The 16,611-nt window shown below is 71.2% G+C and carries 15 protein-coding genes and 1 pseudogene; 5 read left to right on the top strand and 11 right to left on the bottom strand.

Annotated elements, in window-relative coordinates; genetic code table 11:
- Window positions 1-3: 3 nt before the first annotated feature.
- Both J3S20_RS19620 and J3S20_RS19615 read right to left on the bottom strand, forming a co-directional pair.
- Entirely contained in the window at window positions 4-735 is a 732-nt protein-coding gene (locus tag J3S20_RS19620; RefSeq protein WP_216838217.1) for an ABC transporter permease subunit, read from the bottom strand.
- Window positions 735-1,475, bottom strand: coding sequence for an ABC transporter ATP-binding protein (locus J3S20_RS19615; RefSeq protein WP_343215257.1), 741 nt, complete (start codon window positions 1,473-1,475; stop codon window positions 735-737). The genes J3S20_RS19620 and J3S20_RS19615 overlap by 1 nt, the downstream gene beginning before the upstream one ends.
- A 151-nt stretch (window positions 1,476-1,626) precedes the next feature.
- Between J3S20_RS19615 and J3S20_RS19610 the strand changes: the two genes are divergently transcribed.
- Window positions 1,627-3,708: a methyl-accepting chemotaxis protein gene (locus J3S20_RS19610; protein WP_216838216.1), complete on the top strand. Its 2,082-nt coding sequence runs from the start codon at window positions 1,627-1,629 to the stop codon at window positions 3,706-3,708.
- A gap of 10 nt (window positions 3,709-3,718) precedes the next feature.
- Here J3S20_RS19610 and recG read toward each other — a convergent pair whose 3' ends face one another.
- Window positions 3,719-5,845: an ATP-dependent DNA helicase RecG gene (gene recG, locus J3S20_RS19605; RefSeq protein ID WP_216838215.1), complete on the bottom strand. Its 2,127-nt coding sequence runs from the start codon at window positions 5,843-5,845 to the stop codon at window positions 3,719-3,721.
- Window positions 5,846-5,868: 23 nt separating this feature from the next.
- Between recG and J3S20_RS19600 the strand changes: the two genes are divergently transcribed.
- Both J3S20_RS19600 and mfd read left to right on the top strand, forming a co-directional pair.
- The gene (locus J3S20_RS19600; protein WP_343215255.1) at window positions 5,869-6,207 is read left to right on the top strand and encodes an FAD assembly factor SdhE; all 339 of its coding nucleotides are present in this window, start codon (window positions 5,869-5,871) and stop codon (window positions 6,205-6,207) included.
- Window positions 6,204-9,818, top strand: coding sequence for a transcription-repair coupling factor (gene mfd / locus J3S20_RS19595; RefSeq protein ID WP_216838214.1), 3,615 nt, complete (start codon window positions 6,204-6,206; stop codon window positions 9,816-9,818). Before J3S20_RS19600 ends, mfd begins: the two co-directional genes overlap by 4 nt.
- A gap of 6 nt (window positions 9,819-9,824) precedes the next feature.
- Here the strand turns inward: mfd and J3S20_RS19590 are convergent, their stop codons facing one another.
- The 7 genes from J3S20_RS19590 to J3S20_RS19560 all read right to left on the bottom strand — a co-directional run bounded on the left by J3S20_RS19590 (window position 9,825) and on the right by J3S20_RS19560 (window position 13,824).
- Window positions 9,825-10,484, bottom strand: coding sequence for a DsbA family oxidoreductase (locus J3S20_RS19590; protein ID WP_216838213.1), 660 nt, complete (start codon window positions 10,482-10,484; stop codon window positions 9,825-9,827).
- 32 nt (window positions 10,485-10,516) lie between these two features.
- Entirely contained in the window at window positions 10,517-10,954 is a 438-nt protein-coding gene (locus J3S20_RS19585) for a globin family protein (RefSeq protein ID WP_216838212.1), read from the bottom strand.
- 64 nt (window positions 10,955-11,018) lie between these two features.
- Window positions 11,019-11,405: a DUF4345 domain-containing protein gene (locus J3S20_RS19580; protein ID WP_281419579.1), complete on the bottom strand. Its 387-nt coding sequence runs from the start codon at window positions 11,403-11,405 to the stop codon at window positions 11,019-11,021.
- A 17-nt stretch (window positions 11,406-11,422) separates the two neighbouring features.
- Window positions 11,423-11,593 carry a hypothetical protein gene (locus tag J3S20_RS19575; RefSeq protein ID WP_216838211.1) on the bottom strand — a complete coding sequence of 57 codons (171 nt, stop codon included), beginning with the start codon at window positions 11,591-11,593 and terminating at the stop codon, window positions 11,423-11,425.
- A 304-nt stretch (window positions 11,594-11,897) separates the two neighbouring features.
- Window positions 11,898-12,233 (bottom strand): hypothetical protein, encoded by a 336-nt coding sequence (locus J3S20_RS19570; protein WP_216838210.1) that lies wholly within the window; start codon window positions 12,231-12,233, stop codon window positions 11,898-11,900.
- 71 nt (window positions 12,234-12,304) lie between these two features.
- Entirely contained in the window at window positions 12,305-13,393 is a 1,089-nt protein-coding gene (locus J3S20_RS19565) for an extracellular catalytic domain type 1 short-chain-length polyhydroxyalkanoate depolymerase (protein WP_216838209.1), read from the bottom strand.
- Between the two features lie 17 nt (window positions 13,394-13,410).
- Entirely contained in the window at window positions 13,411-13,824 is a 414-nt protein-coding gene (locus J3S20_RS19560; RefSeq protein ID WP_379793694.1) for a CopG family transcriptional regulator, read from the bottom strand.
- 313 nt (window positions 13,825-14,137) lie between these two features.
- Here J3S20_RS19560 and J3S20_RS19555 point away from each other — a divergent pair, with 313 nt between their 5' ends.
- Window positions 14,138-15,277, top strand: a complete 1,140-nt coding sequence (locus J3S20_RS19555; protein WP_216838207.1) for an MFS transporter — start codon at window positions 14,138-14,140, stop codon at window positions 15,275-15,277.
- Between the two features lie 178 nt (window positions 15,278-15,455).
- Here the strand turns inward: J3S20_RS19555 and J3S20_RS19550 are convergent.
- Window positions 15,456-15,617: pseudogene (locus J3S20_RS19550) on the bottom strand (methyl-accepting chemotaxis protein); the annotation flags it as partial.
- A 293-nt stretch (window positions 15,618-15,910) separates the two neighbouring features.
- Here J3S20_RS19550 and J3S20_RS31265 point away from each other — a divergent pair.
- A complete protein-coding gene (locus J3S20_RS31265; protein ID WP_379793696.1) occupies window positions 15,911-16,390 on the top strand; it encodes a GAF domain-containing protein in 480 nt (159 codons plus the stop codon).
- The last annotated feature ends 221 nt before the right edge of the window (window positions 16,391-16,611 follow it).

Raw genomic sequence — 16,611 nt, 5'->3', positions numbered from 1 at the left:
GGCTCAATCCGCCTTCCGCTGGTCGATCGCGATGGTGTTCGCGAAGAGGAAGAAGGCCATGAAGGAGGCGAAGAACACGACATCCCGCGCCGAGATCACGCCGCGGGTGAAGCCGCCCAGCCGCTCCGTGATGCTGATGGCCCGCGCCAGGTCGGCCAGCTGCGGGATGCGTTGCGACAGGAACTCCGTCACCACCGGGCTGCCGGCCGCGGTCAGGAAGAAGCACGCGGCGACGGCGAGGACGAAGGCGATGACCTGGTTCTTCGTCAGCGCCGAGATTGCCGCGCCGACGGCGAGGAAGGCCCCGGCCACCATCAGGCAGCCGAGATAGCCGGTCAGGATCACGCCGTTATCGGGGTTGCCGAGCAGGTTCACCGTGATGACCAGCGGGAAGGTCAGCGCCAGGGCGATGGCGCAGAAGGCCCAGGCGGCGAGGAATTTTCCCACCACCGCCTCCCACTGCGCCAGCGGCAGGGTCAGCAGCAATTCGATGGTGCCGAGGCGGCGTTCCTCGGCCCAGAGCCGCATGGTCAGCGCGGGGACCAGGAACAGGAACAGCCAGGGCACGAAGGTGAAGAAGGGCTGCAGATCCGCCTGGCCGCGGGCGAAAAAGTTGCCCAGCGTGAAGGTCAGCGCGCCGGCCATCACCAGGAAGATGACGATGAAGACATAGGCCACGGGCGTGGCGAAATAGCCCGCCAGTTCGCGGCGGAAGACGGTGACCATGCCACCCATCACGCGGCCTCCGATTCAGGCATGGTGAGCGCGCGGAAGACGGCGTCCATGCTCGGGCCCTTGGCGGCGAGTTCCGCCGGCGTCGCATCCGCCACCACGCGGCCGCGCGCGATGACCACGGCGCGGGTGCAGACGGCGGCCACTTCCTCGAGAATATGCGTGGAAATCACGATGGCCTTGGTCGGCGCCATGGAGAGGATCAGGTTGCGGACCTCGTGCTTCTGGTTCGGGTCGAGGCCATCGGTCGGCTCGTCCAGCACCAGCACCGCCGGGTCGTGCAGCAGGGCTGCGGCCAGGCCGACGCGCCGCTTGAAGCCCTTGGACAATGTCTCCACCGGCTGCAGGCGGACGCCCTCGAGCTGGGTCATGGCCATGGCATGCGCCACGCGATCCCCCAGCGCGGAGCCATGGAAGCCCCGCGCGCGGCCACAGAACTGCAGAAAGCCGGTGACGGTCATCTCGGGATAGGTCGGCGCGCCTTCCGGCAGGAAGCCCAGGTGCCGCTTCGCCGGCACGGGGCGGTCCACCACATCCTCGCCGCAGATGCGGGCGGTGCCGGAGGTGGGCGTCATGAAGCCGGCCAGCATGCGCATGGTGGTGGACTTACCGGCACCATTCGGGCCGAGGAAGCCCAGCACTTCGCCGCGGGCGACGGAGAACGTCACGTCATCCACGGCCGTGAAGGCCCCGAAGCGTTTCGTCAGGCGCTCGATCTCGATCAGCGCGGTCAATGCCGGCACCCCCCGGTTTTACACAGCGCGGCGATTAAGGAGGCAGGGGGAGGGATGCAAGCCCCCCGCGGGCCGGCGCCGCGAACGGCGCCGGGCCGTTACCTGCGGATTCATGGGTTGGCGGTAACTCCACCGGGTCGAAGCTGAAGGACCCAGCCCCATGCACGCCATGCGCCGATCGGTGGTCAAGCTCCTGGGGCTTCTCTTCGCCGTGCCCTTGCTGGCCGTGCTGGGCATGGCGGGCCTGCAGCTGCAGCAGAGCGTCACGGCCCTGGCCACCGCGCGGGATTCGCGCAGCGTGGCGGAACTGGACCGCATGCTGTTCGCACTCGCCCAGGCGCAGCGCAGCCCCACCTCCTTCATCCAGACGGCGATGCTGACCGAGGACAATCCGAAACCCCGTATCGAGGCGATGCTGCGGGAGGTCGATGCCACCACCCGCCAGACGCTGGAGGCGGTGGCCCGGCAGGCCGACCCCACCCTGGCCGCACCGCTGCGCGCGCTGCAGGAGGCGCTGGCCAAGGTCGCCCCGCAGATGCCAGTGCTGGAGACGCTCTATGCCCGCCCCCGGGCGGAACGGGATGTGCGGACGCTGGCTGCCCTGTCCCAGGCGCAGCGCAATGTGGGCGATGCGGTGAACGACCTCAGCCAGATGGTCAGCGCCCGGATGCGCATGACCGGCCCCCTGGCGGCGGAGCTGGTGATGGTGCGCCAGCAGGCCTGGGAGATGCGCTCCGGCTTCGGCCAGCAATGCTCGCTGCTGCGCCCCTTCATCGCCACCTCCCGCCCGCTGGACGCCACGGCCCAGGCGGAATGGGCGCGGGTGCGGCAGATCGCGAACTCGGGGCGGGAGGCGCTGGAGGGGCTTCTAGCGCGGCCGGGCGCGAGCCCGGCGCTGCGCCAGGCGCTGGGCGCTGGCATCAGCCAGATGGACCAGGCCAGTGGCGTGATCCGCGATGCGGTGGCGCGGCTGGATGGCAGCAACCGGCCGGTGATGCCGGCCAGCGACTGGACGCACCAATGCAATGCGCCTTTCGCCGCCATCGTGGCCATCGGCACCGCCGCGCTGGATGAGGCGGTGGCGAATGCGGAGGCGCAGGAGGAAGTGGCCTGGCACGGCATGCTTGCCGCCGGAACCATGCTGGCCCTGACGCTCGCGCTCAGCCTGCTCGCCATGCTGGTGCTGCTGCGCCGCCTGGCCCGTCCGGTGGGCGCGCTGAACCTTGCCGTCGGCCGGCTCGTCGCCGGCGACCTCGCCACCCCGGTGCCCCTGCCGCGCCAGCCGGATGAGCTGCGCAGCATGGCGGAGGCGCTGGAGGCGCTCCGCGAGGGCGCGGCCCGGGCCGAGGCGCTGCGTGCCGAGCGCGCCAGCCAGGAAAAGGCGCAGCTGGAGCGGGCGGAAAGCGTGGCCAGGCTCTGCCGCGGCTTCGAGGCCGGGGTAGCCGGCGCGCTGCAGGATCTCGGCGGTGCGGGCGCGCGGCTGCAGGGGGCGGCGGGGGAGATGCGCGACCAGGCCGGCCGCAGCGGCGAACAGGCCACAAGTGCGGCCAGCAGCGCGGAGACGGCGCTGGGCAGCGTGAACACGGTGGCCGCCGCCACGGAACAGCTCGGCGCCTCGATCCGCGAGATCACGGTGCGCGTGCAGGGCTCGGCCCAGGAAGCGCGCCAGGTGAGCGCCGAGGCCGAGCGGACGGAGGGCGTGGTGCAGGAGCTGGCCGGCGCCGCGGACCGGATCGGGGAGGTGGTGGGGCTGATCCGCCGCATCGCCGGGCAGACCAACCTCCTCGCGCTGAACGCGACCATCGAGGCGGCGCGGGCGGGCGAGGCCGGCAAGGGCTTTGCCGTGGTGGCCAGCGAGGTGAAGAGCCTGGCGGTGGAAACCGCCAAGGCCACGGATGGCATCGCCGCGCTGGTGCATGAGATCGGCACCGCCACCCAGGCCGCGGTGCAGGCCACGCGCTCCATCGCGCAGGGCATCATGGGCATCGACGGCTCCGCCAGCGCGATCGCCGCGGCGGTGGAGCAGCAGAGCGCGGCGACGCAGGAAATTGCCCGCAGCGTGCAGCTCGCCGCGACCAGCACGCAGCAGGTCACGGGCACCATCAGCCTGGTGGCGAATGACAGCCAGCGCACCGGCCTCGCCGCCGATACCGTCTTCACCGCGGTGCAGGAGGTGGACGGGGTGGCCAGGACCCTGCGCGTGCAGGTCGAGCGCTTTCTCGAACAGGTCCGCAGCGCCTGAGGCGGCGCGGCTATCCCGCGTCCAGGGTCGCCAGCGTCGTGTCATGCCCGAACAGCGCCAGCAGGCCCAGCGCCGCCTGGCCGCGCGGGGTGGCCAGCTCCGGGTCCCGGTGCAGCAGCACCGCGGCGTCCTGATGGGCCAGGTGGGTGAGGCGGGCGATCTCCTCCGCCTCCTCCTTCGGGTCCAGCAGGCGGGCACCCGGCAGGCCGGATTGGCGGGCGCCCAAGGCCTCGCCGCCGCCGCGGGTGAGGAGATCCTCCTCGGCGATCCGGAAACCGTCCTCGGTATCCCGCAGCACCAGCAGCCGGCGCTTCTCGGCCTCGCCCAGGGCGGGGGAATGCACCAGCAGGCAGGAGGAGGGTTTCGACCCGCGCCCGACGCGGCCGCGCAGCTGGTGCAGGGCGGCGAGGCCGAACCGTTCCGCCTGCTCGATCAGCATGATGGTGGCGTCCGGCACGTCCACGCCCACCTCGATGACCGTGGTGGCGACCAGAAGCTGGGTGCGGCCGGCGGCGAAATCGGCCAGCGCCGATTCGCGGACCGCCAGATCCTGGACGCCATGCGCCATGCCGACCTTGCCGGGGAAGCGCGCGGCCAATTCGGCAAAGCGGTCCTCGGCGGCGACCGAATCGTCGCGCTCGCCGCCGGTGATGGCGCGCACCACCCAATAGGCGCGCTCGCCGCGGGCGATGGCCTCGCCCAGCCGGTCGATCACCTCCGGCAGCCGGTCCTGGCTGACGATGCGCGTCGCGATGGGCTGGCGGCCGGCAGGTTTGCCTTCGAGGCGGGAGACTGCCATTTCGCCCCATTGGGTCAGCAGCAGGGTGCGGGGGATGGGCGTCGCCGTCATCACCAGCATGTCGGCGTCCCGGCCCTTCTGGGCCAGCATCAGCCGCTGGCCGATGCCGAAGCGGTGCTGCTCATCCACCACCGACAGGCCGAGGTCGCGGAAGACCACCGCCTCCTGGAACAGGGCATGGGTGCCGACCACCACCTGCACCATGCCATCCGCCAGCCCCCGCAGCACCCGCTTGCGGGCCGCGCCCTTCACGCTGCCGGTCAGCAGCTCCACCTGCACCCCGGCGGGGATGCAGAGCTTTTCCAGCGTCCGCAGATGCTGGCGGGCGAGCAGCTCGGTGGGCGCCATCAGCGCGGCCTGGGCGCCGGATTCGACCGCCTGGAGCATGGCGAGCACCGCCACCAGCGTCTTGCCCGAGCCCACATCGCCCTGCACCAGGCGCAGCATCCGGCGGGGGCTGGCCATGTCGGCCGAGATTTCCGCCAGGGCCTGGGCCTGGCCGGGGGTGGGTGGGTGGCCGAAGGCGGCCAGCGCCTTGGCCGCCAGGGCGCCGGTGCCCTTCATCGCCCGCCCCGCGCGTTCCCGCTGCCGCCGCCGCACCAGCGCCACCGCCACCTGGTGGGCGAGCAGCTCGTCATAGGCCAGGCGCCGGCGCGGCAAAGCGGGCAGGGGGCCGCTGGGCCTTTGCAGGCAGCGGATGGCGGCGGCAAAGCCCGGCCAGGCTTCCTGGGCGACCAGGGGCGGGTCGGCCCATTCGGGAAAATCCGGCAGCACGGCCAGCGCCTGGTCCATGGCGGCGGCGATGCGCTTCGGTGTTAGGCCGCGCACCATGGGCCAGACCGGCTCCACCAGCGGCAGCTCCGATTCCTGCGCCGCCACCATGGGGTTCATCATGGCGAAGCCGTTGGCGCCCTCGGTCTGCACCCGGCCCGCGAGATACCGCGTCTCGCCCACCGGCAGCAGTTTTGTGATCCAGGGCAGGCGCCCGTTCATGAAGCGCAGCACCAGGGGCCGCCCACCCGATTCGGCGCGGACCTCGACGAAGGGGCGGAAGCTGCGGCCGGAGCGCGCGGCGCGGTGCGCCAGAGCCACCACCTGCAGCACGCAATCCTGGTCCAGCGGTGCCTCGGCGGGCGTGGCCGCCTTGCGGCGGATCACCACCCGCTCCGGCAGGTGCAGCAGCAGGTCGAGGACGCGATCGCCCCCCGCCGCCTCGGCCAGCAGGGCCGCCAGCGTCTTGCCCACGCCCGGCAGCCCGGCCAGCGGCGCCAGCAGGGGCGTCACATCAGCGGGCGCAGGCTGGGCAAAGTTCGGGCCGGTTGCTGACAGGATTCCCATGGGCCTCTATATGGACGGTCCGGGTGCTAACCCGAATTGCCCCATTCGCCGAGAGCCTCAAGCTGACCGATTCCGCCCCCGACCTCTCCCCCCGTCGCCGCCGCCTGAACTTCCGCGCCTGGCACCGCGGCACCAAGGAGACCGACCTGATGGTCGGCGCCTTCGTCGCCCGCCATATCGCGACCTTCACGGAGGCCGAGCTGGATGAGCTGGAACAGATCCTGGAGCTGCCGGATGTGGACCTGGCCGACTGGCTGATGCAGCGCCGGCCCATCCCGGCCGAGGTGGCGAGCCCCTTGCTCGCCCGCATGCTGGTCGAGTGCAATGAATCCGGCGCCGGGCTGCCGCCGCATCTGCGATGAAGATCCTCACCGTCCATGGCGCGCCGGAAGGTTTCGACGCGCTGCTGCTGGCCCGCCGGCGGGCCGAATCCTCCGGCCCGGTGCTGCATGTCTGCCGCGACGACGCCCGCATGGCCCGGATGGCGGAGGCGCTGGCCTTCTTCGCCCCGCATGTGGAGGTGCTGCGCTTCCCGGCCTGGGACTGCCTGCCCTATGACCGCGTCTCGCCCAACCCCGAGATCGTCTCGGAACGCGTCGCGACGCTGACCCGCCTGGCCGAGCCCGCCCAGGCCCCGCGCATCCTGCTGACCACCATCAATGCCCTGGTGCAGAAGGTGCCGCCGCGCGCCGCCTTCCTGGGCGCCACGCTGGCGCTGAAGCGCGGCGGGCGGGTGAAGCCGGAGGCGCTGACCGAATTCCTCGAAGCCAATGGCTACCACCGCACCGGCTCCGTCATGGAGCATGGCGAATACGCGGTGCGCGGCGGCATCGTGGACCTGTTCCCCTCCGGCCAGGGCGAACCGGTCCGCCTCGACTTCTTCGGCGACGAGATCGACGACCTGCGCGCCTTCGAGCCCGCCACCCAGCGGAGCGGGGAGAAGGTGGATGCGCTGGTGCTGCGCCCGGTGGGGGAGGTGTTCCTCGACCCCGCCTCGATCAGCCGCTTCCGCTCCGGCTACCGCGAGCTGTTCGGCGCCGCGGCGGGGGAGGATCCGCTTTATGTCAGCGTCTCCGCCGGCCGCCGCCATCCCGGCATGGAACACTGGGCCGGGCTGTTCCACGAGCATATGGAGACCCTGATCGACCATCTGGGGGAGGGGGTCTCGGTCTCCCTGGACCACCAGACCGAGGACGCGCTGGCCGCGCGGCTGGAAATGGTGGTCGACCACTACGAGGCGCGGCGCATGCCGACCCGCGAAGGCGAGGTGCCCTATCGCCCCGCACCGCCGGACCGCCTCTATATCGACCATGACGGCTGGATCGAGATGCTGGAGGAGGCGCGGGTCTTCGCCTTCTCGCCCTTCGATAAGCCGGACCATGCCCCGGGGATCGATGCCGGCGGGCGGCTCGGCAGGCTGTTCAACGATGTGCGCGCGGAAGGCCGCAACGTTTTCGCGGCCTATGGCGAACACGCCGCGGCCCTGGCCAAGCGCAACCTGCGCCCGGTGCTGGCGGCCTGGACGCGCGGGTCGCGCGAGCGCCTCGGCAACCTGCTGCGGGAGAACAATGTTCCCGCCGAGCCGGTCGAGCACTTTCTTGATGTCCAGAAACTGAAGCTGGGCACGGTGGCGCTTGCCATCGTCGGCATCGAGCGCGGTTTCGTGGCGCCGTCCGACAAGCACAGCGACGGCCTGGCGCTGGTCTGCGAGCAGGACCTGCTGGGCGAGCGCATCGCCCGCCCGCCGCGCCGCCGCAAGCGCGCCGACCAGTTCATCGCCGATGCGACGGAAATTGCCCAGGGCGACCTGGTGGTGCACCAGGACCACGGCATCGGCCGCTATGATGGGCTGGAGACGATCCGCATCGGCGAGGCGCCGCATGAATGCCTGCGGCTGATCTATGACGGCGGCGACAAGCTGTTCCTGCCCGTCGAGAACATCGAGGTTCTGTCCCGCTTCGGCTCGGACGCCGCGGGCGTGGCGCTCGACAAGCTCGGCGGCAGCACCTGGCAGGCCCGCAAGGCCAAGGCGAAGAACCGCATCGCCGATATGGCGGCGCAGCTCATCCGCATTGCCGCCGAGCGCCAGACCCGCGACGCGCCGGCGGCCGTCCCGCCCGAAGGCGCCTGGGACGAATTCTGCGCCCGCTTCCCCTTCGCGGAAACGGAAGACCAGCAGCGCGCCATCGCCGATGTGCTGGAGGACCTAGCCGCCGGCCGGCCGATGGATCGCCTGATCTGCGGCGATGTCGGCTTCGGCAAGACGGAGGTCGCGCTGCGTGCCGCCTTTGCGGTGGCCATGTCCGGCAACCAGGTGGCCGTGGTGGTGCCGACCACGCTGCTCGCCCGCCAGCATTTCCGCGTCTTCTCCACGCGCTTCGAGGGCCTGCCGATCAAGGTCGCGCAGCTGTCCCGCATGGTGAATGCGAAGGACGCGCAGGCGGTGCGCGACGGGGTGAAGGACGGCACCATCAACATCGTCGTCGGCACCCATGCGCTGCTGGCCAAGGGCATCGAATTCGCCGATCTGGGCCTCGTCATCGTCGATGAGGAGCAGCATTTCGGCGTCGCCCACAAGGAACGGCTGAAGCAGTTCAAGGCCGACGTCCATGTGCTGACGCTGACGGCCACACCCATCCCGCGCACCCTGCAGCTGGCGCTGACCGGCGTGCGGGAGATGAGCGTGATCGCGACGCCGCCGGTGGACCGCCTGGCCGTGCGCACCTTCATCACCCCCTGGGACAGCGTGGTGATCCGCGAGGCCATCCTGCGCGAGCGTTTCCGCGGCGGTCAGGTGTTCTGCGTCTGCCCGCGGCTGGAAGACCTGCCGCGGCTGCGCGAAAGGCTGGCGGAGATCGTGCCCGAGGCGCGCATCGCCGAGGCCCATGGGCGGCTCGCGCCGACCGAGCTCGAGCGCGTGATGACGGAGTTCGGCGACCAGAAATACGACATCCTGCTGTCCACCAATATCGTGGAATCCGGCCTTGATATGCCGGCGGTGAATACGCTGATCATCCACCGCGCGGACATGTTCGGCTTGGCCGGCCTGTACCAGCTGCGCGGCCGCGTCGGCCGCGGCAAGCTGCGCGGCTATGCCTATCTCACCTGGCCGCAGACCCACCGCCTCTCCGCCGCCGCCGAGAAGCGGCTGGAGGTGATGCAGACCCTGGACAATCTCGGCGCCGGCTTCACGCTCGCCAGCCACGACCTGGATATCCGCGGCGCCGGCAACCTGCTGGGCGACGAACAGTCCGGCCATATCCGGGAGGTCGGCATCGAGCTCTACCAGCAGATGCTGGAGGATGCGGTCCAGAACCTGAAGTCCGGCGCGCGCGAGGATGCGCGGGAGGATCGGGACTGGACGCCGCAGATCAATCTCGGCCTGCCGGTGATGCTGCCCGAATCCTATGTGCGCGACCTGCCGGTGCGGCTCGGCCTGTACCGCCGCATCGGCAGCCTGCAGACCGAGGCGGAGATCGAGGCCATGGCGGCGGAGCTCGCCGATCGCTTCGGCAAACTGCCGCCGGAAGCCGAGACGCTGCTGCAGGTGGTGTGGCTGAAGGCGCTGTGCCGGCAGGTCGGCGTGGAGAAGCTGGATGTCGGGCCGAAGGGCATCGTGCTGTCCTTCCGCGGCAACCGATTCCCCAATCCGCCCGGCCTGATCGAATGGGCCACCCAGAACCAGGGCACCGCCCGCCTGCGGCCGGACCAGAAGCTCGCCTGGGCGCAGGAGATGCCCTACGAGGCGCGCATGCGCGCGGCCCGCGAATTGCTGAGCACGCTGGCGGAGGTGGCGCAGGGCCGGGTGCCGAAGTCCGCCGCGCCGCCGCCGAAGCCGCCCGCGCCGAAGGGCCCGGCGCCCAAGACCGGCCCCGCCTTCAAGAAGACCGTCTTCCGCCCGCAGACCATCCCGGCGGCGCCGAGCAATGCCAGCACCAGGCCGATTCCCTTCCCCGGCCGGTGGAAGCGGTAGCGGGCGTCAGCCTTCCACCACGGCCACGTCCAGCAGCCGCTCGATCACCTCCGGTTCCTGCGCGCCGGCGATGGCGTGCCGCCCCTGCACCACGAAGCAGGGTACGCCGTTGATGCCCAGGCGATGGGCGCGAAGATTGTCCGCATGCACCGCCTCGGCCTCCGCGCTGCCCGCCAGCAGGCGGCGGGTCGCGGCGGGGTCCATGCCGAGGCCGCCGGCGATGCCCACCAGCACCGATGGATCGCCGATATCGAGGCCTTCGCAGAAATAGGCCTGGAAGAGCGAATCCACCGCCTCCGCCGCCAGCCCATGCCGGTCCGCCAGCCGGACCAGGCGATGCGCATCGAGGGAGGGGGGGATGCGGCGGATGCGGTCGAACTGGAAGCCCAGCCCCTCGCCGCGGCCCAGTTCGGCGATGGTGGCGTGCAGGCGGCGGGCACGGTCCTCGCCGCCGAACTTGCGGATGACATAGTCCTGCCGCGGCACGCCGCCGGGGGCGATATCCGGGTTCAGCAGGAAGGGGCGCCAGGCGATTTCCGCCAAGATATCCGGCCTTGCCCGCAAGGTCCGCCGCAGCCGGCGCGTGCCGAGGAAGCACCAGGGACAGACGAGGTCGTAGACGACCTCGATCTGCAGGCGGGCGCGGGGCGGGGCGAGGATATTCACCCTGGGATCATAGCACCGCCGCCCCGGTGGAGTCAGGCCGCCGCTTGCAGCGGTGAACCGGGCGGCCGGGCGGCCTTGATCATCACCTCGGCCAGCAGGCCATAGGCAGCGGTCCAGGCCTGCCGCACCTCCGGCGTGAAGCCTTCGCCCAGCGCGCCCTCCAGCGTCTCGATCAGGGCGGCGCCGACGAGGGGGTAGTGCGCCTCCTGCACCCCATAGCCGGCGTGGCGCGCGCCCATGGCCGCCACCACGGGCAGCAGCTGGTCCGGCACCTTCAGATTGGCCACGACGAAGCCCAGCGCCTGCATCAGCTTGCGGCCCTGCGCCACGATGTCCGTGTGCTGGAACAGCGGGCGCAGGCTGGGGTCCAGTTCGAACAGGCGCCGGTAGAAGCCGGCGGCGGCGGCCTCGGCCTGGGGGGCGACGAGGCGGAAGCTGTGTTCGATATGCGCGATGTTGCTGGGTGTCATGGGAACCGCTCCGGTTGCGAGCGTGGCTATCCCATGGTCCTGTTGCCGGCCGATATCCGAGATTTCAGTCCCGCTGCGGCGCAGCGAAACGGGCCTGAAACAGGCAGAGCAGAGGCGTCACCACCAGCTCCATCCCCAGCGCCGCCACCATCGGCCAGCCGGGCCAGCCCTGCAGCGGCAGGGCGGCCAGGCGCGCCAGCCCGCCGAGCACCACGATCGCGGTCAGCAGCCGGAACCGGGCGCCGCGGCGGGGCAGAGCGGGGATGGTGCTCCAGAAGCCGAGGCCGATGCCCAGGAGCAGGCCGGAGAGGTAGCGGAAATGGCTGTCGCCGGCCGCATCCAGGCCCGGCGCGCCGCCCGCGAGCATGCCCGGACCCAGCATGCCTGGACCCAGCACCACGCCCGCCAGCCCTGCAAAGACCGGCACGCAGCCACCCAGCCCGACGGCCAGGCGAAGCAGGAAAAGCCCTACCAGCGCGGCAACGGATCGTAGGGCCGGACCGGGGAGGGTGGGTCCAGCGCCGCGCTGACGACATCACCGAGACCCATGGCCAGCGCTGCAAGCCCGAACACCGCCGCAGTCAGGGCGGCGGTGCGGATCAGGCGCCTGCGGCGGATCTGGGAGGGAGTCGGCTCCATGCGCGGAACCTAGGCGCCGGCCGGGATGGCGTCTACTCACGGTTGCGCCGATGGATGGAGGACTCGCGGCCGCGCAGTGTTGTGATGGCGGCGGGTCCGAAGGTCCGCGGTCAGACCGGCCACCACCGCCGATTGTAGGCAATCCACAAAACTTCAGCGGGATCCGGCCGGGTACTCAATCGAAATGGCATCAAACCGAGTCTAAGCCGGTGAGATTTTCCGGATGCCTGCGCAGGGTCGCGCAAAGCCCGGGAATGTCTTCGGGCTTTGCGCCATCTTTCACATACGCGTGAGCCAAAAGCGGCTAAAGCTCGCCCAGCGCGCGCGTCGTTGCATCCCGCGTGGCGACCAGCGCCGCCAGCATGGCCCCGGCCTGCTTCATGGCGCCCGGCTCGCTGGAATCGAGGTCCGCGACCTGCTCCTCGGCATGCCCGACGCCCGCCGTCAGCTGCTCCCGCAGCTCATCCAGCCGCTCCCGGATCTCGAGCACATCCGCCTCCGGCGCGGCGCGCCATTCGCCGGCGATCAGCTCGACCTCCCGCGCCATGCGGCCGGGGACGGCACCCTTGCCGGCAAGCGCCAGCAGCCGGGTGATCGCGGCATCGACCGGCCGCGCCGGTCGCTGCTTGCGTGCAGCCATGATCTTTCACCTCTCAGGGACTCGCATCGTATCATATTCTGGTTTTGTTCCAAACACGGATGACGCGCTGGTCAGCCGTGCCGGCGAAAGAAATCGAGCATGGCGCGGGAGGCATCGGGACCCAGCGGGTCGGTGTAGCTGCCGGCCGCATCGCCGCCCGACCAGGCATGGCCGCCGCCATGCACCAGCCATTGCTCCAGCATCACCCGCCCGGCCGTGTCGCTGTGGCGGGTACGGGTGAAGGCATGGCCGCCGGGCACCTGGCCGCGCTCGACCTCCGCCCGCAGCCCGGCCGCGCCGGCGCGCGCCATCACCTGGTCGCCATTCACCGGGTGCACGGTCCGGTCCTGGTCGGCGTGGAAGACGATGGTGGGCCGCGCCGTCGCCAGGACAGTGCTTGTGCCGCCGCCCTGGCGCATGGCCGCCAGCGCGGAGGGCAGGTTCTGCGCCGCCCCGCAGGCCAGGCCGGAATGCACGCCGACGGCAGCGAAAAGCTCGGGATAGCTTTCCCCCATGATGGCCGCGGCCGCGCCGCCGGCGGAAAGCCCCGCGACATGCACGCGCCGCGGATCCACCGCATGGTCGCGCATCACCTGCCGCACCATGCCGGCGATCAGCGCCGGCTCCCCCTGGTCACGCCGCTGGTCGCCCGGCTGGAACCAGTTCCAGCAGCGCTGCGCATTGGCCGTGCCCGACTGCTCCGGATAGAGCACCAGGCGCGGCTCGGCCTCGGCCAGCGCATTCATCCGCGTGCCGGCGGCGAAATCCTCCGGCGTCTGGGTGCAGCCATGCAGCATGACCAGCAGCGGCACCGGCCCGGCTGGCAGGCTGGCGGGGATATAGAGCCGCCAGGCGCGTTCGCCTTGCGCCGCGCCGAAGCCGCCGCGCAGGAAGCGCGCACCCTCCGGCATGGCCAGTGGCGGGGCAGGACGGGGGCGGCCCTGGGCTCGGCTGAAGAAGCCGGCGCGGCCGGGCGGGGTGGCGTCGCCGGTTGCGGGATCGACCTCGAAGATGCGGCCCCGCGTCGCGGGGCGGGCCGGCGTCGGCTTCGGCCTGGTGCCGGCCAGGCTGCCCTGCAGCAAAGCGGTGGCTTCCTTCAGCCGACCCTGGCGGGTCAGTCGCGCGGCCTCGGCCAGGCCGGGGGGTATCATGCGGAACATGGGAGGATACTTTCAGGTCAGGCGGTGCGGTCGGCGAGCGCGGCGCGGACCGCGGCGCTCGCCTGCAACACGCCGAGGACGGAGACATGGGCGATGCTGGCACGCGCCAGTTCCGGGGTGACGTCGGGCGCGATGCTGGCCAGGCCGAGCACGCGGATCTCGATCATCCGCCCCTCTTCCCGTGCGGCCTCGAGGTCGGCGCGGGTGTAGTGGCGCAGGCCAAGATCCAGGCTGCGGCGACGCACGGCGCTGCGCGCCACCTCCGCATGGCGTTCCACCTGGTTGCGGATGGCGGTGCGGATGAAGTCGGTGCGGTTGGAATAGAATCCGTCCTGCACCAGCAGGTCGATGTGGCCGAGATCCACATAGCCCAGGTTGATGGTGATCTTTTCCGAATCGGGCGCCCCGCGGCCTCGTGAAACCTCGCTCACGCCATCCATCCACCATCCATCTGGATGGTAAATGGGGGTGTGACCGCAGGGGGCAAGGGCGCCACGGTCACGCCCTCGGCATCGCGGGCCTCGCCGGGCAGTTTCGGCCCTGGCGCGCCGCGCTTATCCTTCGCCGCCCGTTCGAGATCGCCCCGGCCCAGGACTGCATCATGCTTCAGCTGTCATTCCTGCCGTCCGGGCCGCGCGCCTTGGCCTGCCCGGCATGGGCCGCCCCGGCAAGACTGCGGGCCGATCCCGGTCGCTGGAGCCTGGCGCGCCGAGGCGACGGCACCCGCCCGGGCGCGGCGGCGGCATGAGCACCGCGGTCCAGCCCGGCAGCCTCGCGGCGCGCGCCGCGGTGATCGCCACCGCCGCCATGTTCGGCCTGACCTATAGCCTGAGCGCTGCGCTGATCGCCCTGAACCTGGCCGAACAGGGCCATGGCGAGGCGATGATCGGCGCCAATGCCGCGATGCATGCGGTGGGCGTGCTGCTGGCGGCGATGCTGCTGCCGCGCAGCGTCGCCCGCTTCGGCCTGCGCCGCCTCATCATCGGCGCCCTGGCGCTGGCCGCCGCCGCGCTGGCCGCCTTTCCGGCGCTGCCGCTGCTTTGGATCTGGTTCCTGCTGCGCCTGCTGCTCGGCCTCTGCGCCGAGGTGCTGTTCGTGCTGTCCGAGACCTGGACCAACAGCCTGAGCACGGAGGCGACGCGCGCGCGCGCCATGGCGGCCTATACCGCGGCGCTGTCGGTGGGCTTTGCCTCGGGGCCGCTGATCCTGTCGCTGATCGGCAGCGCGGGCTTCGCGCCCTATCTCGTCGGCAGCGCCATCACGCTGGCGGCGGCGGCCTTCATCGCCTCGCCGCGCGTCCGCGCCCCGGCCTTCGAGGAACCGGCGCCGGGCAGCCCGCTGCGCTTCATGCGCATGGCGCCCGTGGCGATTGCCGCCGTGGTGCTGAATGCGGCGATCGAGACCGCGGGCCTGTCCTTCCTGGCGCTCTATGCCGTCAGCCTCGGCTGGTCGCAGACCGAGGCGACGCAGCTGATGTCGGTGATGATGATCGGCGCCATCCTGCTGCAACTGCCGATCGGCTGGCTGGGCGACAAGATGGACCGCATGACGCTGGTGATGGCCCTGGCCGCGCTGGCCGCCCTCGGCGCGCTGGTCTGGCCGCTGGCGCTGGGCAGCGCGGCCGCAACCTATGGCCTGCTGTTCGTCTGGGGCGGCGCCTTCGTCGGCATCTATACGCTGATGCTGGCCGTGGTCGGCAGCCGCTTCCAGGGGCCGGAGCTGATCGGCATCTATGCGGCCATGGGTCTGATGTGGGGCCTCGGCGCCTTCATCGGCCCGGTGGCCGCGGGCCTGGCGATGCAGGCGACGCCGCATGGCCTGGCCTTCTTCGCCGCGGCGATCTGCGCCGGCTTCGCGGTCTTCGCCTGGGCCCGAAGGGGCTGAGGGAGGGGCTGAAGGGCGGCTGGCGCTCGATCCCCTGGCCTGCGGCGCGGCAGACTGGCTGTCCGCAACGGACGTCGTCGCAAGGCGTGTCGGAGCGGCGCGCCCAGCCGCCCCTGCGATCCCCGGTGAGCCGCTTCATGGTCCTGGACACGTCGCCGATGTGGCTCGTGGTCTCGCGGATCAGCGTCTCGATCTCCTGCGCCGCATCCTTCGCGCGCTTGGCGAGCGCCTTAACCTCCTGCGCGACCACGGCGAAGCCCTTGCCCGCCTCGCCGGCCCGCGCCGCCTCGATCGTGGCGTTCAGGGCGAGCAGGTTGGTCTGGCCCGCGATGGACTGGATAGCTAAGCGTCGTGGCGATCTAGCTCCGGATTTGTGCCGTTAACCAGGCGATCGGGCCGACAAGCGGCCCGCGCATCTCGGATCTCGCGCAGCAACGCGCCAGCCGCCTGTGCGGTGCTTTCGGGCTTGATCTCCGCGCGAAAGCACGCCGGCGCGCCGAGCAGGACCTGCGCGAGCGGGAAACGGTCCTGAGCAGCCAGAAGAACGCGTTCCAGGCCACCGTCAACGGCGCCCCGCTGGATGCCGTGCCCGAGGTCCTGGGCCGCAGCGAGACCCAGCAGATCGCCGACGGGATGCGATGCGCCTTCTACGTGGCCGACCGCGCCCGCGGCGCGCTTCGGCATGTCGTCGGCATATTCGCACCCTGCGCCAAATGCGCCCCGTTTTTCCAGATTGGGGCCGATGCGCCGGGCTGCGGCCTTAGCGCCTTCACGGGACAGCCTGTCATCAGCCCCGATGTCCGGGAGGACCCGCGATGGGCCCCCTGGCAATGGCTGGCAGAACGGCACGGTTTCCGCGCCCGGTGGTCCTTCGCGGTCGAGACGGCGGCTGGCTGGATCGTCGGCGTCTTCGCCATGTACTTCGCGTCCGGACGCATGCCAGTGACCGAAATCCAGCGCGACAAAACGCACCGGAATGACCGAATGTGCGGAAACGTCATTGGGCGGATTTTCCGCGCATGCTGGTCGGCTGCATGCGGCGCCCGGCGCGGCGGTGGTCAGGGCGTACTGACGCGGCGCCCCCGCGGAAGGGGCTTGGCCCGGCGGGTATGACGACAGTGCCCGCAGGGAGATGTGCCGGGTTACGCGCGAGGGCGACCTCGTGTGGCGGATGCGGTCGGTCGGGGCGACGCGACCGTGCCTCTCACGGAGGCGAACCACTACGCCTCGACCCAGGTCTGGCTTTCTACCGACAGCGAGACGCGGCTGATCGTGTCTGTGCACTCCTGGCGGCAGCAAGGGCAGGGGGAGATTCTGAGGCTCATGCGCGGCGT

This window comes from Falsiroseomonas tokyonensis (assembly GCF_019024325.1).
Lineage (GTDB): Bacteria > Pseudomonadota > Alphaproteobacteria > Acetobacterales > Acetobacteraceae > Falsiroseomonas > Falsiroseomonas tokyonensis.
This window is presented reverse-complemented; position numbering and strand designations above follow the sequence as displayed.